This is a genomic window from Nonomuraea sp. NPDC004186 (genome assembly GCF_053603495.1).
Genome location: NZ_JBSGFQ010000068.1, coordinates 21896 through 46819, shown reverse-complemented (window position 1 = coordinate 46819; position 24924 = coordinate 21896). Strand labels below are relative to the sequence as shown.

Here is a 24924-nt window from a genome sequence, read left to right as displayed (position 1 = left end):
TTCAACATCCTGCCCGAAATCGGGCAGGAATTAACTCGAACGCCTGTCTAGAGCAGGCTGCCGCGGCCCCAGCCCTTGCCGAAGCGCCACCAGGCGAAGGCGCCGGCGACGAGACCGAGCCCGACGAGGACGGCCGCGGGACGGACCGTGCCCGCGACGTCACCCCTGACGGCGGCCTGGAGCATGGTGGTCGCCCAGTATCCGGGCGAGATCGGCGCGATGGCCTGCGCCCAGGCGGGCATCATCGCGTACGGCACCAGCGCACCGCCCAGCGCGCTGACCGACAGCGCGGCGATGTTGCAGAGCGTGCTCAGCTCCCCCTGGCTGCGCACCACCCCGGCCAGGGCCGTGCCGACGCCGAGCAGCGCGAAGCACCACGCCGCCACGGCCAGGCCCAGGGCCGGCGGCCACGCCGTCCCGGCCGGCCGCAGCCCTACCGCGATCATCCCGTACGCGAGCAGCACGACCTGCTGGAGGACCAGCACGGCGAACACCGGCAGGGCCTTGCCGATCATGATCTCCGGGACGCGGGCCCTGGTGGCCTTGAGGCGGTCCCAGGTGTGCCAGGTGCGTTCGGCGAGGCCGGCCGTGGCCACGTCGGCCATCGACAGCACCGAGAACATGACCAGCAGTCCCGTCACGACCTGGGCGGGCTCGCGCAGCATCGACTTGAAGACGAGCATGAGGACCATGGGCATGACCAGGTAGCTGACCAGGTGAGCCGGGTCGCGCCGGCGCAGGAGCACGTTGTGCGCGGTCAGGACGGCGATGCGGTGCAACGTCTCACGCGGCATCTGCGGGCTCCTTGCGAAGATCCTTGTAGAGGTCGTCGAGCGACGGCTGGCGGATGTCGATGCCGCGCACCGGGCGGTCGAGGTCGCGCAGCAGGTCGGCCAGGGTGGCGGTGGGGTCGGTGGTCGCGACCGTGATCTCGTCGTCGTCCAGGGTGACGCGGACCTCGCCCGGCAGCCCCTTGAGCAGCTCGGCGCCCGTACCCCTGGCGATCACCCGCCCGCTCCGCGCGACGGCGATCGTGGCCTTCAGCTCGGTGAGCTCGGGGAGGTAGTGCGTGCAGTAGACGACCGCCGCGCCGCCGTCCGCCCTGCGGCGCACCGCCGCCAGGAGGGCGCTGCGGGTCTCGGGGTCGGCGCCCGCCGTGGGCTCGTCGAGCAGGAGCACGTCCGGGTCCGGCAGGAGGGCGGTGGCCGCCTGCGCGCGGCGCTGCTGGCCGCCGGAGAGCACGCTCACCCGCCGGTCGAGCACCGCGGTCAGCGCCAGCTCCTCCGCCACGGCTTCGACGGCCCCGGCCAGGGCGCGCCGCCGCAGCCCGGCCAGCCCGCCGAACAGCCGCAACGTCTCCCGTACGGTGACGCCGGGGTAGAGGGCGAGCTGCTGGGGCGCCATCCCCACCTCGCCCCGCACCACGACACGCCCGGCGTCCGGGCGTGTCAGCCCGGCGGCGATCTCGAAGAACGTCGTCTTGCCCGCGCCGTTGTGGCCGACCAGCCCGACGATCTCGCCCGGCTCCACCCGCAGGTCGAAGCCGTCCAGCGCGGCGACGTCGCCGTACCGCTTGACCAGCCCGGCCGCCTCCACCAGCCCGCCCATGCGTCCTCCTTCCCTCAGTCTACGACGTAGACTGCTCTACACTGTAGACTGGCGCGGTGCGGAAGCTCAAGACCTCCCGGCAGCCGGAAATCCTCGACGCGGCCCTCGCCATCGCCGACGAGCGCGGCCTCGAAGCCCTGTCCATGCGGGCCGTCGCCGAGCGGGTCGGGGTAACACCCATGGCCTTGTACGGATATTTCCGGAACAAGGATGAGCTGCTCGACGGCCTCGTCGGCCGCCTGCTCGACCGGCTCGCGCCCGGCGATCCCGGGCAGACCTGGCAGGAGCGCCTGGGCGCGGTCGCCTGGGCCACCCGGCGACTGGCCCGCGAGCACCCGTCGATCTTCCCGCTCCTGCTGCTGCGCACCTCGGCGACGCCCGACGGGGTCCAGGTGGTCGACCAGCTCTACCAGGCGCTGCTCGACGCGGGCGTGCCGGAGGCCGACGTCCCCCGGATCGAGCGGCTGGTGAGCACGTTCGTGATGGGGTTCGCGCTCTCCGAGGTGAGCGGGCGCTTCTCCGACGCCTCCCGGGAGATCAGGCTCAGCCGCGGTGCCGACGCGCCCGCCCACCGCCGTTTGGCCGGGCATCTGACGCCTGATGACTGGGATGCCGAGTTCGCAGCCGATCTGGCGGATCTCATGCGTATCATCCGACCCGTCTGACCCATCCCTTTCTGGGAAAGGTTACGGTGAGTAGTCGTATCGTGACCTTCCTGGGGGAGATGTCATGCGCCTCTGGCTCGCCGCCGCCCTGACCGCCGGCACGTTCACCGCGCCCGCGGACATGCCCGCATCCGGCTCTGCCCCAGCGCGACCGCCCGGCCTCGCCCTCGCGAGCTCCGGCCACCGGACCGCCCCTGCCCTCACGGGCCCACCCGGCCTCTTCGCTTGGGGCGCGCCCGGCCGCCGGACCGGCGCCCTCCCTCCCGCAAACCCTTCCGGGCGGCAGGCCGAGTTCGCCGCGGCCGCCCGGGAGTTCGGGGTGCCGGAGAGCGTGCTGCTCGGCGTCTCGTACCTGGAGTCCCGCTGGGACGCGAACGGCGGGTCGCCGAGCACGGCGGGCGGCTACGGGCCGATGCACCTGGTGGACGCGTTCCCCGCCGACACGCTCAGCCCTTTGAGCGCCGTCGCCCCATCGGCCGGGGGTGGGCACGCGTGGCCGATCGGTGACGCGCTGGGCGACGCCCGGGGGGACGACGCCCGCCCGCTGCCCCGTACGTTCGCCGAAGCCCCTCCCGCCTCGGCGCCGAGCGCGGCGCCGCTGCCCGCCACGCTGCCCGAGGCCGGGCGCCTCATCGGCGCGGACCCCGCCCGGCTGCGCACCGATCCGGCCGCCAACATCAGGGGCGGCGCCGCCCTCCTGGCCTCGTACCAGGACCGCCCGAGCGGCAACCCGGCCGACTGGTACGCGGCCGTCGCCCGCTACTCGGGCGCGGAGGACGCGGCCGCGGCACGTGAGTTCGCCGACGAGGTGTTCTCGGTGATGCGGGAGGGGGCGCGGCGGCGTACCGACGACGGCCACCTGGTACGCCTCGAACCCGTGCCCAACCTCCCCCACCCCGTCGCCGCCACCGCCAAGGACCCCGCAACCGCCAAGGACTCCGCCGCCGCCCCGCCCGTGGTCAACGAGCAGACCGACAACGACCCACCGCCCCCGTACGACGACCAGTACGACACCTTCTTCGGGGAGGAAGCCGGGACGGACGATCAGACCGACCCGGACGGGAACTGGACGGAGCCCGGAAATGTGGAGAAGACCGGAAGCGGCAGGCAGGTGGAGTGCCCCAGCTCGCTCTCCTGCGAATGGATACCCGCCGCCTACGAGCGCTTCGGCAGGAAGAAGAACCGGGACTACGGCAACCACGACCGCCTGAGCCGGTCCCGTTCCGTCGACTACATCGTCATTCACGACACGGAGGGCTCCTACCAGGGCATCCCGTCCTTGATCCGCAACCCGAGGTACGTGAGCTGGCACTACACGATCCGCTCCCGTGACGGACATGTCGCCCAGCACGTGGCGACCAACGACATCGCCTGGCACGCGGGCAACTGGGACGTCAACACCCGTTCGATAGGGATCGAGCACGAGGGCTACCTGGCCAAGGGCACCTGGTACACGGAGGCGATGTACCGTTCGTCGGCCAAGCTGGTCAGATACCTGGCCGGCAAGTACCGCATCCCGCTCAACCGGGCCCACATCCTCGGCCACGACAACGTCCCCGGCACCACCCCGAAGATGGTCGCGGGCATGCACGAGGACCCCGGACCGTACTGGGACTGGTCCCACTACTTCGACCTGCTGGGCAAGCCGCTCAAGGGGGTGCAGAGCGGTAACTCCATCATGATCCGGCCCTCGTACGACACCAACCGGCCCCGCTTCACCGGCTGCGTCGCCGTCAAGCCGGACAAGGCGTGCCCGGAGCACGGCGCCGCCACGGTCTGGCTGCACCAGGAGCCGCGCGAGTCGTCCCCTCTGGTCAACGACCAGGGCAAACATCCGGGCAAGCCCAGCACGTACAGCGTGTACGACCACAGCGCCCGCGCCTCCACCGGCCAGCGCTTCGCGGTGGCGGACCGGCAGGACGACTGGACGGCCATCTGGTACCTCGGCCAGAAGGCCTGGTTCCACAACCCGCCCTCCGACCCCACCGCCGTCCCCGCCAGGGGCCCGCTGGTGACTCCTCTCAGGCCGAGGACCAGGGTGTACGGCCGCGCGTTCCCCGAGCAGTCCGCCTACAAGCTGGCGTCGTACCAGCCGCTGGCCCCGCTCCAGTACAAGATCGGCCCCGGCCAGACGTACACGGTGGGCGACACGATCACCGGCTCCTACTACGCCGCGGGCGCCTTCAGCCCGGCCAAACACGTCACCACGACCGGACAAACCCGCTACTACCAGATCCAGCTCGGTCACCGGGTGATGTTCGTCATGGCCAAGGACGTGCGCCTGATCCGCTGAATTTCGCCCCGCGGGCCACTCAGTGCGCACGGGCACTCCGGGAAGACGATATGGTTTTCCCGTAGCCCGGCGCACGTCGCCAGGGGTTAACGCGGAAGTGGCTCAGTGGTAGAGCATCACCTTGCCAAGGTGAGGGTCGCGGGTTCGAATCCCGTCTTCCGCTCGGAGCAAGACTCCAGGGTGGAGTGGCCGAGAGGCGAGGCAGCGGCCTGCAAAGCCGTCTACACGGGTTCAAATCCCGTCTCCACCTCGGCGACCGGCGGACCCCTCGGGATCCGCTAAAGTAAAGGCAGCACCACGCGGAAGTGGCTCAGTGGTAGAGCATCACCTTGCCAAGGTGAGGGTCGCGGGTTCGAATCCCGTCTTCCGCTCTGAGTTTCTAACTCAATATGGACGATTAGCTCAGCGGGAGAGCGCTTCCCTGACACGGAAGAGGTCACTGGTTCAATCCCAGTATCGTCCACCATCATGAGAAAGCCCCGGGTGCGATCAGCATCCGGGGTTTCTTACTGCTCCGGGTACGCGCTGACTTCGATCCTGCGAGTCGATCAAATCACGCCCGGGTCGACCGGCCTCGGCAGGGCTGGGGGTTCGCAACATGGCCCGGGTGCGCGATGGCGGACCGGCAGGAGACCGCGGTCGCCTCCAGCGGTCCGGCCGTCTGCCGCATGGCAAGGAGAGGCCGTCCCGTCGCGGGCCGGCGGCCAACGCGTGTGGCGGACAGATGCGCCCGGCGCTGTTGGAGGCCCGCTCTGCCCGGGGCGGTTGGTGGTCAGTCATTGGGCCGAGCCTGGGCCACGTCCGCGCCGGCCCGGCTCAGCCGCCTGCCGCCCTCACCCTGAAGATGAGCTCCCGTCATAGACTCCCGCGGCCCAGGTTCCGGGCTTGGCGCCCAGGTCGGCGGCCAATTCCAGGGCGACGTCGTACCTGACCAGCTCCTGAGCCACGTACCTGCCGTCGCAGGTTCCCTTCCGCTTGTCGGCCACGGCGCAGCCGTCCAGTGACGCCTGTCCGATGAGTTCGGTGGGAGGGAAGACCCACACGCGGATGGACTGGCGCCCGGCCGACCATGTGGACGGGAGCGAACCCCGGTCGTAGGCGTGCCGAGCCATGCCGCCCTGGCACCGGCTGACCTGCCCCGCGCGGCCGCCCTCGACGGCCGTGACCACCCACGACTGCGGGTCCGCGCAGGTGACGACCACAGTGGTGGCATGGCTGGCCGGCTTGACCTTGATGTCCATTCCGGTCGCGGACATCGAGGTGAGCACAGCCCCGATCCTGGTCAGGCCATCGATACTGGCCGGCAGATCGGGCGCGCGCGACGGTGCCGCGGAATCCACGCTCGACGAGGTGACCGGAGCGGCAGGGGTCGTCGCCGTCCCGGGCAGCGTCCAGATCACCACGGTCGCTGCGGCCCCCGCCAGTGCCGCGCCCGCGCCCCACCGGGCAAGCCTGCCGCGCCTGCCCCTCCATACGATCTCGGCCACGTCCACGTCCCCTCCCGGTCCGTACGCCGTGCGCTCGGCGAGCAGCTCGCGCAGGTCGTCTTCGGTATGGTTCATTGCTCCACCTCCATCAGCTCGATCGCCGGTTGCACCCGCAGCCGCGCCAGCGCCCGCCCCAGCTGCGTCTTGACCGTGCCCAGCGAGCAGCCGAGCACGTCGGCGCACTGCGGCAGTGTCAGGTCCTCGAAGTAGTGCAGGACGATGACCGCGCGCTGCCGGTCCGACAACCCCCTGATCGCCGTCCAGAGCGCGTCCTTCTCGCCGAGCTCGCCGGCGAAGTCGCCGCGGGCGGTCGTGTCGGGAAGCGACTCCGTGGGCACTTCGCCGCGCCATCGTCTGCGCCACCAGGAGGCGTGCGTGTTGGTCAAGATGCGATAGACGTACGGGTCGGGATCGCCCTCGATGCGCCGCCACACCTGCCAGGCCCTGGCCAGCGTCGTCTGCACCAGGTCCTCGGCCGTGCCCCAGTCACCCGTGAGCACATAGGCGGTACGTCGCAGCCGCCCCGACCGGGCTGTCACATACTCAGCGAATCCTTCCATCACCGATCACTACTCGCCGGGGAGCCCGAACCGGATGACAGCCGCCCCAGGGATTTCTCACCGTGCCTGCGCCATCGCCGTACGGTGGCGACATGCCAGGGGCCGTGACGGTGATTGCCATGTGGCGATGGCAAGGCGTACCGGCGAAACTCACCGCCGCTCCCCGGGCGCCCCTGCCGCGATGAGTTCCGGTCTGGCCGCGGGTCTGTTCTGGTGACCGTCGTTGGGCGTCTTACGACGCGCCCAGCATGAGACACCACGGAGGACCCCATGACGACCACGCTGCCCGGTCGCCCGCCCATCGTCGACCTGGCCACCTGGCAGGCTGCCCGGGACGAGCTTCTGGTCCGCGAGAAGGCCCACACCCGCGAGGGCGACGCCATCGCCGCGGCCCGCCGCCGGCTGCCGATGGTGGAGTTCGACGGGACGGTCGAGGTCATCGGCCCCGACGGCCCGGTCCCGTTCCTGGACCTGTTCCAGGGCCGCGACGAGCTCGTGGTCTACAAGCACATGTGGTACGACGGCGCGCCGCACCAGGGGCAGTGCGAGGGCTGCACCACCACGGCCTGGCACCTGAAGGACGCCGTCTACCTCAACGCCCGCGGCGTCTCGTTCGCCATCCTGACCACGGGCCGCTGGGACGAGGTGGCCTCCTACGTCGAGTTCATGGGTTACACCCAGCCCTGGTACTCGGTGCGCGGTGTGGAGGAGCCGGTCGGCGGCAGCATGGGTTACCTCACCTGCTTCCTGCGCGACGGCGACCGCGTGTTCCTCACCTACTCCACGACGGGCCGTGGCAACGAGCGGGTCAGTGGTTCCTTGGGCCTGCTCGACATGACGCCCTATGGCCGCGGCGAGGCGTGGGAGGACAACCCCGAGGGCCGGCCCGAGGGGCGCAGCCCGTCCTGGAGCTGGCGCTCGGACGCGGACGGGAACGCCGTCTGGGGCCCGACCAGCCGCCCCGTGCCGCAGTGGACCCGCCCCGGCGCGACCCCCGCGCAGACCCTCGGCCGGCACGACCACCACCACTGACAGGCCTTCATCGCCGGCGTCGGCCAAGGTGCCGGGCGGAACCTCCGGACGGTGCGGCCCAGCCCGCGCGCTCGGTCGGTGGGGGGCGCCCGGAAGGTGAAGGACTCCTGCGGCGGCGCAGGAGTTTCACCTGTTCGCGGTAAGTCATACGTGGGAGCAGCCGTTGCCGGTCGGGGCCAGCGTGGCCAGATAACCTCGGAAAACCACGGTCATCTCCCCGTTCCGGAACACCTCCGCAAGCGTGCGGTGACACCAGTCGCGCGCCTGCTCGGCGCTGTCGTCCCCGCGTGCGATGGCGCTGTCGACGTTGACCTCGCCCAACACATAACGGAGGTAGTCGCCGAGTGACATCTGTATCGGGATCTCAATGTCGGCGTAATCGAGCAGGCGCAACCCCGTCCCCTCCAGACGCAACTCCTGTACGACCAGCGGCCGCCATCCGGATACTGATGGAAACCGCTGCTGGAACGACTTGAACCACGTCGCCAATGCGTCGCCTGTCCGCGAATACCGGCCTTGCGAGAAGTCGTACAGAAGAAAGGTTCCGTCTGGAGTCAGTACGCGGGCCACCTCGGCAAGGGCCGACGAAAGATCGGTGTAGTTCAGCGAGCCGGCGGCGGCGACCAGGTCGAACGACGCCGCGGCGAATGGCAGCCCCTCCGCTGCGCCGATGACGAATCGAGCGGACGGCGCGACGGATCGTCGGTGCGCAAGCATCGCCGGGACCGGCTCCAAGCCGATCACATACTCGGCCAATGGTGCGAGCGCGGCAGTGGACACGCCGGCACCGCATCCGATATCCAGTGCTCGTCCGACCGGGCGCTTCAGGCGAGCCGACTTGAGAATCTGCTGATGCACCGGAGGCCGGTCGAAGGCATAGCTTGCGGCCAGCCGTTCGCTGTCATAGACGCTCTTCATGGCTCCTCCGAGATCGGCATCGGATACGCAAAGGACCACGCCGCATGCCTTTGAACACGTGGCTGCGGCTGAGCGGTGCTTACCCCCGGACGCCCTGATCTTCCGAGAACGCCGGACAGTACTGCCAGACGAATTCCAGCCACGGCGGAGCCATCCCCGTGAAGTGCGCCCAACTGCCCGGTTCGGCACCGGGGTAGTCACCGCTGACCTCGGAAAGGAACGTCAGCGTGAAGCCTTCCCGGATCAGGCTGTTGACTATCCGGCTCAGCGTCTGCCTGTACTCCCTGGGTTCGTGGATGCGACGGCTGGCCTGCTTGCGGTCGTAGACCCAGGCCTGGTCGGGATAGCTGGTCGCGGCCTCGTCCGTGTAGGAGTGCTTCAGCGTGTAGCCCTCCCCGTTCCACGAGTGGTGAGTGAGCCCGGAGAAGAATGGGTTCGCGCACATCAGGTAGTAACAGCCGCCTTCGTCGACGACTCTCGCGACCTCGCGGAAGACGATCCGGGAGTCCGGGACGAAGGTCAGCGAGTACGGATGCCAGACCAGATCGAACGAGGAGTCGTCGAGGGCCGACAGGTCCCGCATGTCCCCTTGGATCGTACGGATGCCGACGCCGTAGTGCTCGGCGGCCAAGCGGTCCCGCTCCAACTGCCCGGACGAGATGTCGAGAACCGTCACGTCGGCTCCGAGCAGAGCGAAGGCCGCCGACTGCTGCCCGCCTCCTCCCGCCAGGCAGAGCACCTTCCGGCCCGCCAGGTCGCCGGCGACACCCAGCCTCTCCAGGCCCAGATAGGCCTGGGCCTTCTCCGCGTCCAGGTCGAGCATAGGACGGGTGAACAACGCGTCCGCCTCCACAAGGGCTTCCCAGCGGTCCTCGTTGTAGTGGTAGACCTCGTCCTGCACGGCAGACACCCTATCCGTCGCCTAACGGCCGGGACGAACCATATTCGGCCGGGCCTTGCTTACGGACCCGACCGGAAGGCCGAACCGGGCACCAAAAATGATCTCCTTTCGGACGCGATGAGCGCCGGATGGAATTTCTCCTCGGAGACCGAGATGGGCACGTCCAGGCGTGTCCTTGAACCACACCTTCGCAAAGAGACCAGAGACGATCCCAACCGAGGCTCCCGCCACAAGCGCCAGCGTGACCGCTTCGCCGATCCCAGCCGGCCTCGCCTCGCCTCGCATCGCCGAGAAATTCCGGCTTCCTGTCGGGCAATCAGGGGGCGAAAGCGTTCTGGAAGGCGCCCGAGCGGAGTAAGGACGAACAGGGGGCGGGCTTCAGCCCGCCTGGAAAAGCGCGCGAGCGAAGCGAGCACCTTTGGTTCGGGGCGGGCGTCAATCGCGTCACCACCCAGATGGGCGACGGGTGGGTGAGCCCGCCTGACCCGGGGTCAGGGCCAGGTCCTCGCCTCCGCCTCGAACCGGTCGCTCTCCGCGGGCAGCACGCAGAGCAGGTGCCCGCCGGGCGCCCGCAGGATGCGGCACTCCTGCCACTGTGACACCTCCGTCGCGCCGAGCGCCAGCAGCCGCCGGGTCTCGGCCTCGACGTCGTCGGTCTCGATGTCGAGATGGAGCCTCGGCGCGTCGTCCACCGCCTGGACCGCCACGTCGAGGCCGGGAACGGCACCGTGCAACGAGGTGAACTGCTCGTACCCGGGAAGCGGGTGCGCGCTGGCCCCCAGCGCCGCGGCCCAGAACGCCGACGCCTGCTCGGCCTCGGACGCGGGGGTGTCGATCAGAAGGGCATAGACCCGGCTGCGATGCATGTCGATCATCCTAGCCCGGGAGAACATGTCCGAAATGTCGCCTTATGCGAAGTTTCGACTGCTCTGTGTGCATAAACGGCATATGTCCGGGTAGCGCCGTTGGAGTGGCTCCTCGGAGGAGGAAACCGTGGACATCAACATAGGCCAAGGCATTGAGGCCGCCTGGCGGCAGATAGCGACGTTCGTTCCGAAGTTGGTCGCGTTCCTGGTCATCCTCATCATCGGATGGATCGTGGCCAAGGCGCTGCAGAAGATCGTCGACAAGGTGCTCGAGCGCGTCGGCTTCGACCGGGCGGTGGAGCGCAGCGGCGTGCGGCGCTGGCTGGAGCAGAGCAAGTACACCGCCCGGAGCCTGCTCGCCAAGATCGTCTACTATGCGATCCTGCTGGTCACCCTCCAGCTGGCCTTCAGCGTGTTCGGGCCGAACCCGATCTCGTCGATGCTGAACAGCGTGGTGGGCTGGCTGCCCGCGGCCCTGGTCGCCATCGTGATCATCGTGGTGGCGGGCGCCATCGCCATGGGAGTCAGGGACATCATCGCCGGCGCGCTCGGCGGGCTCACCTACGGTCGCTGGGTGGCGACCGCCGCAGCGGTCTTCATCTGGGCGCTGGGCATCATCGCCGCGCTCAACCAGATCGGGGTGGCCACCACGGTCACGACCCCGGTGCTGATCACGGTCCTCGCCACCATCGGCGCGATCGTGGCGATCGGCATCGGTGGCGGGCTCGTCCGCCCGATGCAGCAGCGCTGGGAGCGCTGGCTGAGCCGGATCGAGCGGGAGGCCCCGCAGGCCAGGGCGCACGCGGAGGCGTACCAGCGGGGGCGTGAGGACGCCCGCACGATGGCGGGGGAGCCTGTACGCACCACCCCGGCGACCCCGGGAGCTCCGGGCGCTCCGACCACCCCGAGCACCCCGCCGCGCTCCGAGATGCCTCCGGACTGAACCGTCCGCCCGCCTGACCCGGGCCGATCGGTCAGGCGGGGAGGCCGTCTTCCAGGAAACCCGCTTCGCGGGCCAGCCAGCAGACCGCCGTCAGCCGGAGCGCCGCCGCGTCCGGCTCGCCGGTGAAGACCCAGTCGCGCTCCCGCAGCTCGTCGAGGAAGCCCAGCAGGTAGTCGCCCAGGGTCTCCCGGTCCAGCGGGATGGCGTCGCGCAGCACCGCCGCGTGCTGGTCGACCGCGGCGACCAGGCCGGGGTCGCCGTCCATCCGGGCGAGCTGGGCGTCGCCCAGCGTGTTCATCAGCCAGCGCAGGGGCGAAATCGCCCAACCCTCCTCAAAGACCACCAAACAACCTTAAAGCATCTCCCAAGGTCAGCGGCCCTCCGCGTCGATGTCGGCGAGCGTGCGGCGGGCCACCGCGAAGGCGGCGTTGGCGGCCGGAACCCCGCAGTAGACGGCCGTCTGGAGCAGCACCTCCTTGATCTCCTCGCGCGTGAGCCCGTTCCGCAAAGCCGCGCGGACGTGCATGGCGAGCTCCTCCATCTGCCCCCTGGCCACGAGCGCGGTGAGCGTGACGCAGCTGCGGGCGCGCCGGTCCAGGCCGGGCCGGTTCCAGATGTCGTTCCAGGCGTAGCGGGTGATGAGCTCCTGGAAATCGCGGGTGAAGTCGGTGGTGGCGGCGACCGCCCGATCGACGTGCGCGTCCCCGAGCACCTCCCGCCTGGTGCGCATGCCCGCCGCGAAGGCGTCCTCGGCGGGCTCGTCGCGGCGCAGGTGGCCCAGGACGGCGGCGGTCACCGCGTCGGGGCGCTCCACGTTGGCCAGGTGCGAGGCCCTGGGCACCACCGTCAGGGACGCGCCCGGGATGTCGCCGGCCAGCGTGAGCGCGTGATCGAGCGGCGTGGCCGGATCCTCGGAGCCGGCGATCACCAGCGTGGGCGCGGTGATCTCCCCCAGGCGGCCGGTCAGGTCGAAGGCGGCGATGGCCTCGCAGCAGGCCGCGTACGACTCGGCGTCCACCTCCACGAACCGGTCGAACACCCCCTGGCCGTCGAAGCCGGGGGTGAACCAGCGGGTCCTCAGCGTCGGCACGAGCGCCGCCAGACCCTTGCCGCGCACCAGCGCCGCCCGCTCCAGCCACGGCCCCGGCTCGCCGAACTTGGCCGACGTGCAGCACAGCACCAGGCTGCGCACGCGGTTCGCAGCCTTGACGGCGATGGTGGAGGCGATCGCGCCGCCGAGCGAGACGCCGCCGACCGCGAACCGCTCGTCCCCGACAAGCTCCAGCACGGCCCGCGCCAGGTCGTCGATGGTGAACCCGGCCGCGGCCGGTGCCGAGCCGCCGTGGCCCGGCAGGTCGTACCTGAGGACCCGCCAGGACTCGGTGAGCGCGGGGAGCTGGGGCTGCCAGATCTCCATCGTGGTGCCGAGCGAGGGCCCGAGCACCAGCAGCGGCGCGCCGGCCGGGCCGTCGATGCGGTGGTGGAGTTTCACGGTTGCTCCCGGTAGGTGGCGAGGATGCGATCAACGAGCTCGGGGGCCGCCCCCAGGTAAGCCGCAGGATCGAGCAGTTCGGCGTGGTCCTGCAGCGGGCCCTCCGCGGACAGGGCCTCGTCGAGCGCCTTGCGGTCGAGGTGGGCGGCCAGGCGCTCGGCGAGCAGCCGGCCTCCGGTCAGCTCGGCGTTGGCCCGCATCCGGTCGGGGAAGACCCGCAGCCCGGCCACCAGCTCGGCGGCGGTCTCGGCCGCGCCACCCGTCAGGCGCAGCGCCTCGCGCAGGGGCAGCCACTCCGCCTGCCAGGCCCCCGCGGCCCGCTCGTGCTCGCCGACCTGCCCGAGGATCTGCGCGTACGCGGGCACCTGGAACGCGGCCGACCGGACCAGGACGGACAGGGCGGGATTGCGTTTCTGCGGCATGGCCGAGGAGGAGCCGGCCGACGACTCGGCCACCTCCCCCACCTCGGTCTGGGCCATGAGGACGACGTCGGTGGCCGGTTTGCCGAGCGCGCGGGCCGTGGCGGTGAGCGCCGCGCCGAGCTCGGTGACGGGAGAGCGCTCCACGTGCCACGGCATCGGGGGCGCCGCCAGCCCGATCTCCTCGGCGAACACCTCGGCCAGCAGCAGCGCGGTGCCCGCATCGGCACCCCGCGCACCCGCTGCCGGGGAAGACGCGCCGGATGCCGGGGAAGACGCGCCCGCGTGCTCGGCGAACGCGGCCAGGGTGCCGGCCGCGCCGCCCAGCTGGGCCGGCAGCCGCAGCTCCCGGAGCCGGGCGCGGGCGCGCATGAGACCGGCCAGCCACCCCGCCGCCTTCAGCCCGAACGTGGTCGGCACCGCCTGCTGCCCCAGCGTCCGCGCGGCCATCACCGTGTCCCGGTGCCGCTCGGCCAGCTCGCTGAGATCCCGCATGATCGCGCTCAGATCGCCCACGATGCCGCGGATCGCCCGCGTGGCCACCAGCATGGCGGCGCTGTCCAGGATGTCCTGGCTGGTCGCCCCCCGGTGCACGGACGACGCCGCGCCCGGCACGGCCCGCCGCAGGTCGGCCACCAGGGGCACGACCGGGTTGGCCGACTGGCGGGCCCGCCGGGCCAGGTCGGCCGGGTCGAGCACCAGCGTGGCGGCCGTCCTGTCGATGGCCGCGGCCGCCTCAGAAGAGATGAGGTCCAGCCGTGCCTGGGCGCGGGCGAGCGCCCCCTCGGCCTCCAGCATGGCCCGCAGCCAGGCCGCGTCCGAGGTGATCGCCTCCGCCCGCGTCCCCGCCCAGACCGGGGCGAGCAAGCCGCCGTCAGAACCCACGCGGTCCACCTCCTCAGTCAAGCCATCATTCACGGCAGGCCCACGTAGTTCTCGGCCAGGGTGGTCGCCGCCGCCTCCGACGAGGTCACGTAGTCCAGGTACGACAGCTGCAGCCGCCGCGCGTACGGGTCCTCGTCCTCGAACGTGTGCAGCAGCGTCGTCATCCACCACGAGAAGTGCTGCGCCCGCCACACCCGCTTCAGGCACGCGTCGGAGTAGCCGTCGAGCAGCCCGGTCGAGCCGTCGGCGAAGTACGCGGCCAGCGCCTCGGTCAGCACGCGGACGTCGGCCACGGCCAGGTTGAGCCCCTTGGCGCCGGTCGGCGGCACGATGTGGGCGGCGTCGCCGGCGAGGTAGAGCCGCCCGTACTGCATGGGCTCGGCCACGAACGCCCGCATCGGCGTGACGCCCTTCTCCATGATCTCGCCGGTCGTCAGCGTGAAGCCGGGCACGCTCTCCAGCCGGGCCTTCAGCTCGGCCCAGATCCGCTCGTCCGGCCAGTCCTCGACCCGCGCGTCCGCCGGGACCTGCAGGTAGAAGCGGCTGACGGTGGGCGAGCGCATGCTGTGCAGGGCGAAGCCGCGCTCGGTCCTGGTGTAGATCAGCTCTTCCGACGAGGGCGCCACCCTGGCCAGGATGCCCAGCCAGGCGAAGGGATAGTCCCGCTCGTAAACGCTCAGAACGCCCTCGGGGATGGCCGGCCTGGACACGCCGTGGAAGCCGTCGCACCCGGCGATCACGTCGCAGTCGAGCCGCTCGCCGCCGAAAGTCAGATAGGGCCCGGAATCCAGCTCCGGCTCCAGCGAGTGCGCCTCCACGTCCTCGACCTCGAACCTGATGTCGCCGCCCGCCGCCAGCCTGGCCGCGATCAGGTCCTTCACCACCTCCTGCTGCCCGTACACGGTGATGGACCTGCCCGGCACGAGCTTCTCGAACGCGATGCGGTGGCCCGCGCCCCCGTACCTGAGCTCGATGCCGTGGTGCGGCAGCCCCTCGCGCAGCAGGCGCTCGCCGACGCCCGCCTCGACCAGCGTGTCCACCGTGCCCTGCTCCAGCACCCCGGCCCGCACCCGCCGCTCGACGTAGTCGCGGCTGCGCTTCTCCAGCACCACGGAGGTGATGCCGCGCAGGTGGAGCAAGTGGGAAAGGAGCAGCCCGGCGGGGCCTGCCCCGATGATCCCGACCTGAGTTCGCATGAGGGAAGCATCCTGCCTCGACCGCGCTTGGCCGAGATTCTCCTTCCACTCAGTGGAAGAATGGCTCCATGGCAGGCGGGGCCCGGGAGGGCGGGCGCTCGGTGACGTCCAAGGTGCTGGCCATCCTGGGCGCGTTCGACTCCGCCCATCCGCAGCTCACGCTGACCGACGTGGCCCGGCGTAGCGGGCTGCCGCTGAGCACGGCGCACCGGCTGGTCGCCGAGCTGGAGGAGTGGCAGGCGCTGAGCCGCGCGCCCGACGGGCGGCTGCGGGTCGGGCTGCGGCTGTGGGAGCTGGGCCAGCTCGCGCCCGGCCGGCTCCACGACCTGGCCCATCCGTGGCTGCAGGAGCTGTTCGCGACCACGCGCGAGAACGTGCACCTGGCCGTGCGCGACGGGCTCGAGGTGCTGTACGTGGACAAGGTGTACGGCCGGCGGGCGGTGCCGATCGTGTCGCGGACGGGCGGCCGGCTGCCGATGCACCCGACGGGCGTGGGCAAGGCGCTGCTTGCGTACGAGCCGGACTGGTTCGTGAAGTCCTACCTGGCGCGCAAGCTCGAACGGCCCACCCCGCACACGATCACCGAGCCGGGCCGGCTGGCCAGGGAGCTGGCCGTCGTGCGGGCCCAGGGGTACGCGCTGACGTACGAGGAGATGACCCTGGGCACCTGCTCGGCGGCGGCGCCGATCCTGGTGGACGGGCGGCCCGTGGCGGCCCTGGGCATCGTGCTGTCCTCGCGGCGCGCCCGCGAGCTGCCCCAGCTGATCGACCCCCTGCTGAGCACCGCGGCGGCGATCGCGGCGGCTATTCCCCCAGCCGCTGGATCCGGTCCTTGAACAGGGTCGTGGCGATGGCCGCCTTGTGCGGCTGCCCCTTGAGGAACGCCTGCGCGAAGCTCTTCGCCTGCTCGTAGGTGACCTTGGCCGGCATGGGCGGCTCGTTCGGGTTCACGTCCACGTCCACCAGCGCCGGGCCGTCGTGCGCGAGCGCCTGGCCGATCGCCATGGCGACGTCCTCCGACTTGGTGACCTTGGCCCCGAACCCGCCGCACGACCTCGCCCAGGCCGAGAAGTCGGCCTCCGGCTCCGGGAAGCGCACCCCGTGCTCCGGGTAGCCGAGCACCATCTGCTCCCACAGGATCTGCCCGAGCGAGTTGTTGTTGTTGATGATCACCTTGACCGGCAGCCGCTGCTGGACCGCCGTCAGGAACTCGCCCATCAGCATCGTGAACCCGCCGTCGCCGACGTACGCGATGACCTGCCGTCCGGGATAGGCGTGCTGCATGGCGATGGCGTACGGCAGCCCGGGGGCCATCGTCGCCAGCGTCCCGGACAGGTAGAACTGGCGCTCGCCGCGGATCGTCCAGTGCCGGGCGGCCCAGGTGGCGATGGTGCCGCTGTCGCAGGTCATGATGGCGTCGTCGGTGGCGAGCTCGTCCATGATGGACACGACGTACTGGGGCGCGATGGGAGCCCGGTCCGGGTTCTCCAGAGCGTCCATGTCGGCCCGCCACTTGTCCATCATCTCCTGATATTTCCGCAGGTGGGCGTGGCGGTCCCGGGCGGTGAGCAGTGGCAGCAGCGCCCGCAGCCCCTCCTTCGCGTCGCACACCACGGGCACGTCGGTCGCGATCCGCGCCCCTGCCCTGGTCGGGTCCGCCTCGAACTGCACCACCCGCGCCTGCTCCGGCAGGAACTTGGAGTAGGGGAAGTTCGTGCCGACCATGAAGAGCACGTCGGCCTCGTCCATCAGCTCCTCGCTCGGCCGGGTGCCGAGCAGCCCGATCCCGCCCGTCGTGTACGGCGAGTCGTCCGGGATGACCGCCTTGCCGGGCAGCGTCTTGGCCACGGGAGCACCGAGCGCCTCGGCCACGGCCAGCACCTCCTGCCGGGCGTGCAGCGCCCCCTGCCCGACGAGCATGGCGGGGCGCCGGGCGTTGTTGAGCACCTCGGCCGCCCATTCGACGTCCTCCTGGCGCGGCAGGCCGGACGGGCGCAGGTAGATGGGCGCGGTCTCCGGCGGCCGCGCCGGTGCCACGGCCCGGTACGGGGCCATCCCCGCCTCGGCCACCTGCAGGTCGTTGGGCAGCGTGAGATGGGCGACCCCGCGCCGCGCGTAGGCGGTCCTGATCGCCAGGTCCACCAGCGAGGGCAGCTGCGCCGGGTTGGTGATCATCATGTTGTACTCGGCCACGTCCTCGTACAGCCGGTCGAGGTGCACCTCCTGCTGGTAGCCGGTGCCCAGCACGGACGTCTCCTGCATGCCCGTGATCGCCAGCACGGGCACGTGGTCCAGCTTGGCGTCGTAGAGGCCGTTGAGCAGGTGGATGCCACCGGGCCCCGAGGTGGCCAGGCACACGCCGATCCGGCCGGTGGCCTTGGCGTAGCCGGTGGCCATGAAGGCGGCCGCCTCCTCGTGGTGGACGAGGACGAAGCGCACCCGGTCACGGTGGCGCCGCAGCCCTTCCATGATGCCGTTGATGCCGTCGCCCGGCATGCCGAAAACGGTGTCGACACCCCACTCGGCGAGCCGCTCTACCAGGGATTCCGCTGCGATTCGAGCCATGGGAGCCGCTCTACCCCGCTCCGCAGGTCGCAGACGCTTTTACCAGATTCCTTGTCATTTCTAGGCATTCGCGGGTAGAGGGGCGTCATGCGCATTCTGGTCACGGGAGCAACGGGCACGCTGGGCGGCGCCTTGGTGCCCGCATTGCTCAGGTCGGGCCACCGGGTGCGGGCGCTGAGCCGTACCAAGCGCGAGAGCCGCGGGAACGTCGAGTGGATGTGGGGCGACCTCGTCTCCGGCAACGGTCTCGCGGAGGCCGTACGCGACGTGGACGTCATCGCGCACCTGGCCACCGGCGGCCGCAAGGGCCGCGGCGCCGTGGACGTGGCCGGGACGCGCAAGCTGGTCGCCGCCGCCCGCCAGGCGGGGTACCCGCACCTGCTGTACGCCTCGTGCGTCGGGGCCGACAGCGTGGCCAGCGGCCACCTCCGGCACAAGCTGGAGGCCGAACGGCTGATCTCGGAGAGCGAGCTGGGCTGGACGATCCTGCGCTCCACCCACTTCCAGCAGACGCTCGACCGGCGGCTGAGCGACTTCGAGTCGCTCCCCGTGCTCGCCGTGGACCGCTCGATGCCCTGGCAGCCGGTCCACACGGGCGAGGTGGCGGCCCGCCTCAACGAGCTGATCGCCGCGGGCCCCGCGATGGACGAGATCGAGTACGGCGGTCCCCAGGTGCTCAACACGGACGAACTGGTCAGGACCTGGCTGGAGGCCAAGGGCCTGCACCGCCCCTGCCTGCCCGTGCGCTTCCCCGGCAGCCTGTACGCGGCCCAGCGCGCCGGCGAGCTGCTGACCGACGCCGAGCCCAAGGGCCGGATCACCTGGCACGACCACCTCTTCCCGCAGCCGGTCGAGGTTTCCGACGACTTCGCCTCGGAGCACACCGCTTCGCCCACCAGCCCCGCCAACCAGCCGGAGCAGGACCCCGACCTGCACGTCTACGGAGGCGACGAGGGCTACGAGCGCCCCACCCGCGGCTGACTCCTTTACGTAGTCGTTACGTAACGCCCCCTTGATGGGCATTCGGCTACCTATGTACGGTCCTTTCATTGCCACTTAACAACTTGTTCAGTGCAGCCAATCGAGAGGTTCGATGACGGAGTCGGAGAACGCCCGCTTGGGTGCGCGAATCCGCGCCTACCGCAACATGCGCCGCATGACCGTGCGCGCACTCGCGGCGGAGGCCAGGGCGAGCGCGAGCTTCATCAGCCAGCTGGAGCGCGGGCAGACCAGCTCCAGCATCGGGATGCTCAGGCGAATCGCCTCGGCTCTCGGGCTCACGGTCGCGGATCTGTTCAACGAGGAGGACGAGGTCGGCCACCGGGTGGTGCGCCGCGACGCGCGTCCGGAGCTGCACACGGCTCCCGGCACGCGCAAGTTCCTGATCTCCCAGCGCCCGCTCCAGAACGTGGAGGTGTACGCCGGGGAATTCGATCCGGGCTCGTCCACCGGGGACGAACCGTACACCCACGGCGACTCCCAGGAGATCTTCCTGGTCATCCGCGGGCGGATCACTCTCTGGCTCGGACCCAACGGCTCCGCCGCCGCACACGTGCTGGAGCCCGGGGACAGCGTGGAGTACCGCACGTCGGTCCCCCACCGGATCGTCAACGAGAGTGACGAGACCGCCGAGGTCCTCTGGGTGGTCGCCCCACCTACTACATCCTCCTGAACCCCAGCTACACCTGCCCTAGGGGGTAACCCATGCCGAAGCACCCAGCGCGACTGGCCGCCATGGCCGGCGTCGCGGCTTCGCTCCTGCTCGCGACCGCCTGCGGAGCCGGCTCGGCGGCGCCCGCCTCGATCGATCTCGGGTCGGGGCCCGCCAAGTCGGGCACGATCAAGAAGGACGCCCTGAGCGGCCTCAACATGACCTTCGTCTCCTACGGAGGCGTCTACCAGGAGGGCCAGCAGAAGGCGGCGGTGGACCCGTTCGCCCAGGAGTCGGGCGCCAAGATCCTCCAGGACGGCCCGACCGACTACGCCAAGATCAAGGCCCAGGTCGACTCCTCCAACGTCACCTGGGACGTGATCGACGCCGACTCCATCTGGGCCGATGCCCAGTGCGGCAAGCTGCTCCAGCCGCTGGACTACTCGATCATCGACAAGTCCAAGGTCCCCGAGGGCCTGTCCGCCCAGTGCACCGTCCCCGCGATGCAGTACGGCATGGTGCTCGTCTACAACAAGGACAAGTTCGGCGCCAACCCGCCCAAGGGCTGGAAGGACTTCTTCGACACGACGAAGTTCCCCGGTAAGCGCGCCATCTCCGGCAACCCCGGCGACTCGGCGCCCGGCCCGTTCGAGGGCGCGCTGATCGCCGACGGCGTGGCGCCCGACCAGCTCTATCCGCTGGACGTCGACCGGGCGACCAAGAAGCTGCAGTCGGTCCGCTCCAACCTGGTCTTCTGGAAGACCGGCGCGGAGGCCCAGCAGCTGCTGGAGTCCGGCGAGGTGGACATGGGGATGGTCTGGAGCGGCCGGGCCTACGCCGCCGTCAAGAACGGCGCGCCGTTCCAGATCGCCTGGGACCAGTGGATGCCGATCATGGACTCGCTGGCCGTGCCGAAGAACGCCAAGAACCCGAAGGCGTCGATGGCGCTGATCAACTACTACCTGGGCGCTCAGCAGCAGGCCAAGCTGACGGAGCTGACCTCGTACTCGCCGATCAACACCGACGCCAAGCCGAGCCTCGACCAGACCGGCCAGGCGTTCCTGACCACCGCTCCGGGCGTCCCGGAGAAGGCACTCAAGATCGACTCCAAGTGGTGGGCCGAACACCAGCCGGAGATGATCGAGAAGTGGTCGGCCTGGCTCGGCGGCTGATCGCGGATGGCCTCCACCCTGCAGGCGGTAGCCCCGCCCGCCGCCGCCAGGCAGCCGGCGGACCCTGAGCGCCGCCCGGCGCTCCTGGTCCTGCCGGCGCTGGTGGCGCTCGCCGTCTTCTTCCTGTTTCCGCTGATCTCGATGGTGATCAGCGCGTTCACCGATCCGGTGCCCGGTCTGGGGAACTTCACCTGGTTCTTCAGCGAGTCCCAGAACCTGCGGGTGCTCGGGCGCACGTTCACCACCGCCCTGTGGGTGACGGTGGTCGCGCTGATCCTGTCGTACCCGTACGCGTACGCCATGACGATCGCGGGCCCGCGGGCCAGGGCCGTGCTGACGCTGCTGGTGCTGGTGCCGTTCTGGACCAGCCTGATGGTGCGGACCTTCGCGTGGGTGATCCTGCTGCAGGACACCGGCGTGGTGAACGACCTGCTCGGGACCATCGGGCTGGGTCCGTTCAGCCTGATCCGCACCCAGACGGGCGTCGTGATCGGGATGGTGCAGCTGCTGATGCCGTTCATGGTGCTGCCGCTCTACGCGGTGATGAGCGGGATCGACCGGCGGCTGCTCACCGCGGCGGGCAGCATGGGAGCGCGGCCCGTCAAGGCGTTCCTCGACGTCTACGTGCCGCTGTCGCTGCCCGGGGTGTCGGCGGGGTGCCTGACCGTGTTCATCAGCGCGCTCGGGTTCTACGTCACGCCCGCGCTGCTCGGCTCCCCCACCGACGCGCTGCTCTCCCAGCAGATCTTCACGCAGGTCAACGGCCTGCTGAAATGGGGGCGCGGCGGCGCCATGGGCGTGGTCCTGCTCGGGCTCACGCTGGCCATGATCGCGCTGCTGGCGGTCACGCTGCGCCGCGCCGGGAAGAAGGTGACCGGATGAGCGCCCGGGTGGGACGCGGGGCGCTGTGGGCATTCTGCGCGCTGGTCGGCGTCTGGCTGGTGGCCCCCGCGCTGATCGTGGTGCCGCTCAGCTTCACCTCGAAGGCGTCGCTCAAGTTCCCGCCGGACGGCTGGTCCACCCGCTGGTACGAGCACTTCTTCGGCGACCCGGCCTGGATGTCGGCCCTGTGGACCTCGCTCGAGGTGGGCCTGCTGGTCACCGTCGTCGCCACCACGCTCGGCACGGCGGCGGCGCTCGGCCTGACCCGGGCCAGGATGCGCGGGCTCGCGCTGGTCCAGGGGTCGATGCTGGCCCCGATGATCGTGCCCGGGGTCGTGCTGGCCATCGGCGTCTACGCCGTGTTCCTGAAGCTGCAGCTCGTCGGGACGCTCATGGGCTTCGTCATGGCGCACACCGTGCTGGCGCTGCCGTTCGTGATGATCCCGGTGACCGCGTCGCTGAGCGGGTTCGACCGGCGGCTGGAGAGCGCGGCGGCCAGCCTGGGCGCGGGCCGCTGGACCACCTTCCGCACCGTGACGCTGCCGCTGGTCGCCCCCGGCGTGGCCGCGGGCGCGCTGTTCGCGTTCGTCACGAGCTTCGACGAGGTGGTCGTCTCGCTGTTCATCCAGAGCCCCTACCTGCAGACCCTGCCGGTGAAGATGTACGCGAGCGTCACCCGCGAGACCGACCCGACCATCGCCGCGGCGGCCACGATGATCATCGTGCTGACCACGAGCCTCGTCCTGATCGCCACCTTCTTCGTCGCCAGGAGGTCACGTGCCCACCAGTAACGATCTCGCCGCCCGCGGCGCCGGCATCGAGCTGACCGGACTGACCAAGCGCTACGGCGACTTCGTCGCCGTGGACGACGTCTCGCTGTCGATCAAACCGGGCGAGTTCATCACGCTGCTCGGGCCGAGCGGCTCGGGCAAGACGACCACGCTGAACATCATCGCCGGCTTCGACCACCCCACCACCGGCGAGCTGACCGTGGACGGGACCGCCATCGCCGCGACGCCCGCCCACAAGCGGGACATGGGCATGGTCTTCCAGCACTACGCCCTGTTCCCGCACATGACGGTCGCCGAGAACATCGCGTACCCGCTCAAACAGCGCAAGGTGCCCAAGGCCCGCCGCGCCGAGCTGGTCGCGGCCGCGCTGGCCACCGTCCACCTCGGCGAGTACGGCCACCGCTACCCGCGCGAGCTGTCCGGCGGACAGCAGCAGCGCGTGGCCGTGGCCCGCGCCATTGTCTACAGCCCGCGCGTGCTGCTGATGGACGAGCCCCTGGGCGCGCTGGACAAGAAGCTGCGCGACTGGCTCCAGCTCGAGATCAAGCGCATCCACGGCGAGCTCGGCACCACGTTCGTGTACGTCACGCACGACCAGGACGAGGCGCTGGTGCTGTCGGACCGGATCGCGGTCTTCAACCGCGGCCGCATCGAGCAGGTCGGGCCCGCCGAGGAGCTGTACGAGCGGCCCGCCACGCTGTTCGTGGCCCGCTTCCTCGGCGAGTCGACGATCCTGCGCGGCGACGTCACGCCCGACGGCATCGGCGTGTGCGCGCGGCTGCTGCGGGCGCCCGGCAGCCTGCCCGGCGGCCCGTCCGACAGCCTGGCCAGCAAGGCGGGCGCGCTCGTCGTACGCCCGGAGCGGCTGGCCGTGCGCGAGGCGGGTTTCTCCCCCGATTCGGAATGGAACGCCCTGCCGGCCACCGTCACCGGCGAGATTTACCTGGGCTCCAGCAGGAAGCTGGAGCTGAGGCTGCCCGACGGCTCGTCCGCGCTGGTGCGCGAGCAGGCCGGCAGCCTCAGCGACGCCCGTGGCGGCGACGAGGTCACCCTCACGTGGCGCGTCGCCGACTCCGTCCTGCTGCCCGACTCGCCCGATGTGGAGGCTGTGCTCACGTGAAAGGCATCCCGCTCACCAAGGACTTCGCCAACGGCGGCGTCTCGTTCTGGTACCGGCAGATCGGCCTGCCGGACCGGCGTCCCCCACTGCCGGGGCCGCGCTCGTACGACGTGGCCATCGTCGGCGGCGGCTACACCGGCCTGTGGACCGCGTACTACCTGAAGAAGGCCGAGCCGGGGCTGCGGATCGCAATCCTGGAGAAGGAGTTCGCCGGGTTCGGCGCGTCGGGGCGCAACGGCGGGTGGCTGTCGGCGGAGTTCGCCGGGTCGCGCAAGCGGCACGCCAAGGCGCGCGGCCGGCAGGCGATGATCGACCTGCAGCACGCGATGTTCGACGCCGTGGACGAGGTCATCGAGGTGACCCGCGAGGAGGCCATCGACGCCGACATCCACAAGGGCGGCCTCATCCACGTCGCGACGAACCCGGCCCAGCGGCGCCGGCTGCGCGCCGAGCTCGATGACCTGCGCACCTGGGGGTACGGCGAGGGCGACCTGCGGCTGATGGACCGCGACGAGCAGCGCGAGCGCGTGCAGGTGGCGGGCACCCTGGAGGCCACCTACTCGCCGCACTGCGCCCGTATCCAGCCCGCCAAGCTGGCCGTCGGCCTGGCCGAGGCGGTCGCCCGGCTCGGGGTGGACATCTTCGAGGACACCACGGTCACGAAGATCATCCCGCGGCGGGACGGCAGCCAGGCGGCGGCGGTCACCACGCGCGGGGCCGTCACGGCGGACTACGTCATCCGCGCCACCGAGGGCTTCACCGCCTCGCTGGCCGGGCAGCACCGGCAGTGGCTGCCGATGAACAGCTCCATGATCGTCACCGAGCCGCTGCCGCCCGAGGTGTGGAAGCACATCGGCTGGCAGGGCAACGAGCTGATCGGGGACGAGGCGCACGCCTACATCTACGCGCAGCGCACCGCCGACGACCGCATCGCGATCGGCGGCCGGGGCGTGCCCTACCGGTACGGCTCGCGTACCGACGTGCGGGGCGCCACGCAGCCGCAGACGGTCGCGCTGCTGTGGCGGATGCTGGTCAAGCTCTTCCCCGCGGCGGCGGACGCGCGGATCCAGCACTCCTGGTGCGGCGTGCTGGGCGTGCCGCGCGACTGGTGCTCGACGGTGCACCTGGACCACGCGACCGGCCTCGGCTGGGCGGGCGGCTACGTCGGCAGCGGCGTCACCACCACGAACCTGGCCGGCCGCACCCTGCGCGACCTGGTGCTGCGCCAGGACACCGAGCTGACGGCCCTGCCCTGGGTGGGCCGCCAGGTGCGCCAGTGGGAGCCCGAGCCGCTGCGGTGGACGGGAGTGCAGCTCATCTACGCGCTCTTCCGCGCCGCCGACCGGCAGGAGAACGACCACGGCACCACGACGTCGCCGTTCGCGCGGCTGGCGAACCTGATCTCCGGCCGCTGACGCGTCTCCCCCGGAGCGTGCTCAACGCTCCGGGGATCCGGCGCCGCTCAACGCTCCGGGGCC

At 70.8% G+C, this 24924-nt stretch carries 24 protein-coding genes and 4 tRNA genes; 16 read left to right on the top strand and 12 right to left on the bottom strand.

Annotation, left to right across the window (positions count from 1 at the left end; all coding sequences use genetic code 11):
* Positions 1–47: 47 nt before the first annotated feature.
* Complete coding sequence (locus tag ACWEPL_RS41245; protein ID WP_452439405.1) at positions 48–794, bottom strand: ABC transporter permease; 747 nt, start codon at positions 792–794, stop codon at positions 48–50.
* On the bottom strand, positions 784–1608 hold the full coding sequence (locus tag ACWEPL_RS41240; protein WP_452439404.1) for an ATP-binding cassette domain-containing protein: 825 nt from the start codon (positions 1606–1608) through the stop codon (positions 784–786). The genes ACWEPL_RS41245 and ACWEPL_RS41240 overlap by 11 nt, the downstream gene beginning before the upstream one ends.
* Positions 1609–1664: 56 nt before the next feature.
* Here ACWEPL_RS41240 and ACWEPL_RS41235 point away from each other — a divergent pair, with 56 nt between their 5' ends.
* From ACWEPL_RS41235 to ACWEPL_RS41210, 6 genes are all read left to right on the top strand, one after another.
* On the top strand, positions 1665–2273 hold the full coding sequence (locus ACWEPL_RS41235) for a TetR/AcrR family transcriptional regulator (RefSeq protein ID WP_452439403.1): 609 nt from the start codon (positions 1665–1667) through the stop codon (positions 2271–2273).
* Between the two features lie 64 nt (positions 2274–2337).
* The gene (locus ACWEPL_RS41230) at positions 2338–4566 is read left to right on the top strand and encodes an N-acetylmuramoyl-L-alanine amidase (protein WP_452439402.1); all 2229 of its coding nucleotides are present in this window, start codon (positions 2338–2340) and stop codon (positions 4564–4566) included.
* A 91-nt stretch (positions 4567–4657) separates the two neighbouring features.
* Positions 4658–4729, top strand: a tRNA-Gly gene (locus tag ACWEPL_RS41225).
* A gap of 16 nt (positions 4730–4745) precedes the next feature.
* Positions 4746–4816: transfer RNA gene (locus ACWEPL_RS41220), tRNA-Cys, on the top strand.
* A gap of 49 nt (positions 4817–4865) precedes the next feature.
* Positions 4866–4937: transfer RNA gene (locus tag ACWEPL_RS41215), tRNA-Gly, on the top strand.
* A 20-nt stretch (positions 4938–4957) separates the two neighbouring features.
* A tRNA-Val gene (locus ACWEPL_RS41210) sits at positions 4958–5032 on the top strand.
* A gap of 367 nt (positions 5033–5399) precedes the next feature.
* On the opposite strand, the gene ACWEPL_RS41205 is transcribed toward ACWEPL_RS41210, so the two are convergent.
* Both ACWEPL_RS41205 and ACWEPL_RS41200 read right to left on the bottom strand, forming a co-directional pair.
* Complete coding sequence (locus ACWEPL_RS41205) at positions 5400–6128, bottom strand: hypothetical protein (RefSeq protein WP_452439401.1); 729 nt, start codon at positions 6126–6128, stop codon at positions 5400–5402.
* Positions 6125–6613, bottom strand: a complete 489-nt coding sequence (locus ACWEPL_RS41200) for a SigE family RNA polymerase sigma factor (protein WP_452439400.1) — start codon at positions 6611–6613, stop codon at positions 6125–6127. Before ACWEPL_RS41200 ends, ACWEPL_RS41205 begins: the two co-directional genes overlap by 4 nt.
* 270 nt (positions 6614–6883) lie before the next feature.
* Here ACWEPL_RS41200 and ACWEPL_RS41195 point away from each other — a divergent pair, with 270 nt between their 5' ends.
* Positions 6884–7645 carry a DUF899 domain-containing protein gene (locus tag ACWEPL_RS41195; protein ID WP_452439399.1) on the top strand — a complete coding sequence of 254 codons (762 nt, stop codon included), beginning with the start codon at positions 6884–6886 and terminating at the stop codon, positions 7643–7645.
* Between the two features lie 144 nt (positions 7646–7789).
* Here the strand turns inward: ACWEPL_RS41195 and ACWEPL_RS41190 are convergent, their stop codons facing one another.
* From ACWEPL_RS41190 to ACWEPL_RS41180, 3 genes are all read right to left on the bottom strand, one after another.
* Complete coding sequence (locus ACWEPL_RS41190; protein WP_452439398.1) at positions 7790–8563, bottom strand: class I SAM-dependent methyltransferase; 774 nt, start codon at positions 8561–8563, stop codon at positions 7790–7792.
* 79 nt (positions 8564–8642) lie between these two features.
* Positions 8643–9464, bottom strand: a complete 822-nt coding sequence (locus ACWEPL_RS41185) for a class I SAM-dependent methyltransferase (protein WP_452439397.1) — start codon at positions 9462–9464, stop codon at positions 8643–8645.
* Positions 9465–9955: 491 nt separating this feature from the next.
* A complete protein-coding gene (locus ACWEPL_RS41180; RefSeq protein WP_452439396.1) occupies positions 9956–10330 on the bottom strand; it encodes a VOC family protein in 375 nt (124 codons plus the stop codon).
* Between the two features lie 133 nt (positions 10331–10463).
* On the opposite strand from ACWEPL_RS41180, the gene ACWEPL_RS41175 reads away from it, so the two are divergent.
* Positions 10464–11273 (top strand): mechanosensitive ion channel family protein, encoded by an 810-nt coding sequence (locus ACWEPL_RS41175; RefSeq protein ID WP_452439421.1) that lies wholly within the window; start codon positions 10464–10466, stop codon positions 11271–11273.
* Between the two features lie 31 nt (positions 11274–11304).
* Here ACWEPL_RS41175 and ACWEPL_RS41170 read toward each other — a convergent pair whose 3' ends face one another.
* Genes ACWEPL_RS41170 through ACWEPL_RS41155 form a run of 4 tightly spaced genes read right to left on the bottom strand, consistent with a single transcriptional unit; the run spans position 11305 to position 15265 of the window.
* Positions 11305–11616, bottom strand: a complete 312-nt coding sequence (locus ACWEPL_RS41170; RefSeq protein WP_452439395.1) for a DUF6401 family natural product biosynthesis protein — start codon at positions 11614–11616, stop codon at positions 11305–11307.
* Positions 11617–11643: 27 nt separating this feature from the next.
* Positions 11644–12765: a bifunctional 3-oxoadipate enol-lactonase/4-carboxymuconolactone decarboxylase PcaDC gene (gene pcaDC, locus ACWEPL_RS41165; protein WP_363965222.1), complete on the bottom strand. Its 1122-nt coding sequence runs from the start codon at positions 12763–12765 to the stop codon at positions 11644–11646.
* A complete protein-coding gene (locus ACWEPL_RS41160; protein ID WP_452439394.1) occupies positions 12762–14069 on the bottom strand; it encodes a lyase family protein in 1308 nt (435 codons plus the stop codon). Before ACWEPL_RS41160 ends, pcaDC begins: the two co-directional genes overlap by 4 nt.
* A gap of 29 nt (positions 14070–14098) precedes the next feature.
* Positions 14099–15265 carry a 4-hydroxybenzoate 3-monooxygenase gene (locus ACWEPL_RS41155; protein WP_452439393.1) on the bottom strand — a complete coding sequence of 389 codons (1167 nt, stop codon included), beginning with the start codon at positions 15263–15265 and terminating at the stop codon, positions 14099–14101.
* A gap of 68 nt (positions 15266–15333) precedes the next feature.
* On the opposite strand from ACWEPL_RS41155, the gene ACWEPL_RS41150 reads away from it, so the two are divergent.
* Positions 15334–16101 carry an IclR family transcriptional regulator gene (locus tag ACWEPL_RS41150; RefSeq protein WP_355195084.1) on the top strand — a complete coding sequence of 256 codons (768 nt, stop codon included), beginning with the start codon at positions 15334–15336 and terminating at the stop codon, positions 16099–16101.
* Here the strand turns inward: ACWEPL_RS41150 and ACWEPL_RS41145 are convergent.
* Positions 16070–17830, bottom strand: a complete 1761-nt coding sequence (locus ACWEPL_RS41145) for a thiamine pyrophosphate-dependent enzyme (RefSeq protein ID WP_452439392.1) — start codon at positions 17828–17830, stop codon at positions 16070–16072. The genes ACWEPL_RS41150 and ACWEPL_RS41145 overlap by 32 nt on opposite strands.
* Positions 17831–17917: 87 nt before the next feature.
* Between ACWEPL_RS41145 and ACWEPL_RS41140 the strand changes: the two genes are divergently transcribed.
* The 7 genes from ACWEPL_RS41140 to ACWEPL_RS41110 all read left to right on the top strand — a co-directional run bounded on the left by ACWEPL_RS41140 (position 17918) and on the right by ACWEPL_RS41110 (position 24861).
* On the top strand, positions 17918–18811 hold the full coding sequence (locus ACWEPL_RS41140; protein ID WP_363965232.1) for an SDR family oxidoreductase: 894 nt from the start codon (positions 17918–17920) through the stop codon (positions 18809–18811).
* 112 nt (positions 18812–18923) lie between these two features.
* Positions 18924–19502 carry a helix-turn-helix domain-containing protein gene (locus ACWEPL_RS41135; protein WP_319711353.1) on the top strand — a complete coding sequence of 193 codons (579 nt, stop codon included), beginning with the start codon at positions 18924–18926 and terminating at the stop codon, positions 19500–19502.
* A 32-nt stretch (positions 19503–19534) separates the two neighbouring features.
* Positions 19535–20653 carry an ABC transporter substrate-binding protein gene (locus ACWEPL_RS41130; protein ID WP_363965234.1) on the top strand — a complete coding sequence of 373 codons (1119 nt, stop codon included), beginning with the start codon at positions 19535–19537 and terminating at the stop codon, positions 20651–20653.
* 6 nt (positions 20654–20659) lie between these two features.
* Positions 20660–21535, top strand: a complete 876-nt coding sequence (locus ACWEPL_RS41125; protein ID WP_350722086.1) for an ABC transporter permease — start codon at positions 20660–20662, stop codon at positions 21533–21535.
* The gene (locus ACWEPL_RS41120; RefSeq protein ID WP_192786195.1) at positions 21532–22326 is read left to right on the top strand and encodes an ABC transporter permease; all 795 of its coding nucleotides are present in this window, start codon (positions 21532–21534) and stop codon (positions 22324–22326) included. The genes ACWEPL_RS41125 and ACWEPL_RS41120 overlap by 4 nt, the downstream gene beginning before the upstream one ends.
* Positions 22313–23446 (top strand): ABC transporter ATP-binding protein, encoded by a 1134-nt coding sequence (locus ACWEPL_RS41115; RefSeq protein WP_452439391.1) that lies wholly within the window; start codon positions 22313–22315, stop codon positions 23444–23446. Before ACWEPL_RS41120 ends, ACWEPL_RS41115 begins: the two co-directional genes overlap by 14 nt.
* The gene (locus ACWEPL_RS41110) at positions 23443–24861 is read left to right on the top strand and encodes an NAD(P)/FAD-dependent oxidoreductase (RefSeq protein ID WP_363965241.1); all 1419 of its coding nucleotides are present in this window, start codon (positions 23443–23445) and stop codon (positions 24859–24861) included. The genes ACWEPL_RS41115 and ACWEPL_RS41110 overlap by 4 nt, the downstream gene beginning before the upstream one ends.
* The last annotated feature ends 63 nt before the right edge of the window (positions 24862–24924 follow it).

What these genes read in the sequence shown, in the direction of transcription:
- ACWEPL_RS41245 (WP_452439405.1), bottom strand. Translation starts at nt 794, where the DNA reads ATGCCGCGTGAGACGTTGCACCGCATCGCCGTCCTGACCGCGCACAAC.
- ACWEPL_RS41240 (WP_452439404.1), bottom strand. Translation starts at nt 1,608, where the DNA reads ATGGGCGGGCTGGTGGAGGCGGCCGGGCTGGTCAAGCGGTACGGCGAC.
- ACWEPL_RS41230 (WP_452439402.1), top strand. Translation starts at nt 2,338, where the DNA reads ATGCGCCTCTGGCTCGCCGCCGCCCTGACCGCCGGCACGTTCACCGCG.
- ACWEPL_RS41205 (WP_452439401.1), bottom strand. Translation starts at nt 6,128, where the DNA reads ATGAACCATACCGAAGACGACCTGCGCGAGCTGCTCGCCGAGCGCACG.
- ACWEPL_RS41200 (WP_452439400.1), bottom strand. Translation starts at nt 6,613, where the DNA reads ATGGAAGGATTCGCTGAGTATGTGACAGCCCGGTCGGGGCGGCTGCGA.
- ACWEPL_RS41195 (WP_452439399.1), top strand. Translation starts at nt 6,884, where the DNA reads ATGACGACCACGCTGCCCGGTCGCCCGCCCATCGTCGACCTGGCCACC.
- ACWEPL_RS41190 (WP_452439398.1), bottom strand. Translation starts at nt 8,563, where the DNA reads ATGAAGAGCGTCTATGACAGCGAACGGCTGGCCGCAAGCTATGCCTTC.
- ACWEPL_RS41180 (WP_452439396.1), bottom strand. Translation starts at nt 10,330, where the DNA reads ATGCATCGCAGCCGGGTCTATGCCCTTCTGATCGACACCCCCGCGTCC.
- ACWEPL_RS41155 (WP_452439393.1), bottom strand. Translation starts at nt 15,265, where the DNA reads ATGCGAACTCAGGTCGGGATCATCGGGGCAGGCCCCGCCGGGCTGCTC.
- ACWEPL_RS41150 (WP_355195084.1), top strand. Translation starts at nt 15,334, where the DNA reads ATGGCAGGCGGGGCCCGGGAGGGCGGGCGCTCGGTGACGTCCAAGGTG.
- ACWEPL_RS41145 (WP_452439392.1), bottom strand. Translation starts at nt 17,830, where the DNA reads ATGGCTCGAATCGCAGCGGAATCCCTGGTAGAGCGGCTCGCCGAGTGG.
- ACWEPL_RS41140 (WP_363965232.1), top strand. Translation starts at nt 17,918, where the DNA reads ATGCGCATTCTGGTCACGGGAGCAACGGGCACGCTGGGCGGCGCCTTG.
- ACWEPL_RS41135 (WP_319711353.1), top strand. Translation starts at nt 18,924, where the DNA reads ATGACGGAGTCGGAGAACGCCCGCTTGGGTGCGCGAATCCGCGCCTAC.
- ACWEPL_RS41130 (WP_363965234.1), top strand. Translation starts at nt 19,535, where the DNA reads ATGCCGAAGCACCCAGCGCGACTGGCCGCCATGGCCGGCGTCGCGGCT.
- ACWEPL_RS41125 (WP_350722086.1), top strand. Translation starts at nt 20,660, where the DNA reads ATGGCCTCCACCCTGCAGGCGGTAGCCCCGCCCGCCGCCGCCAGGCAG.
- ACWEPL_RS41120 (WP_192786195.1), top strand. Translation starts at nt 21,532, where the DNA reads ATGAGCGCCCGGGTGGGACGCGGGGCGCTGTGGGCATTCTGCGCGCTG.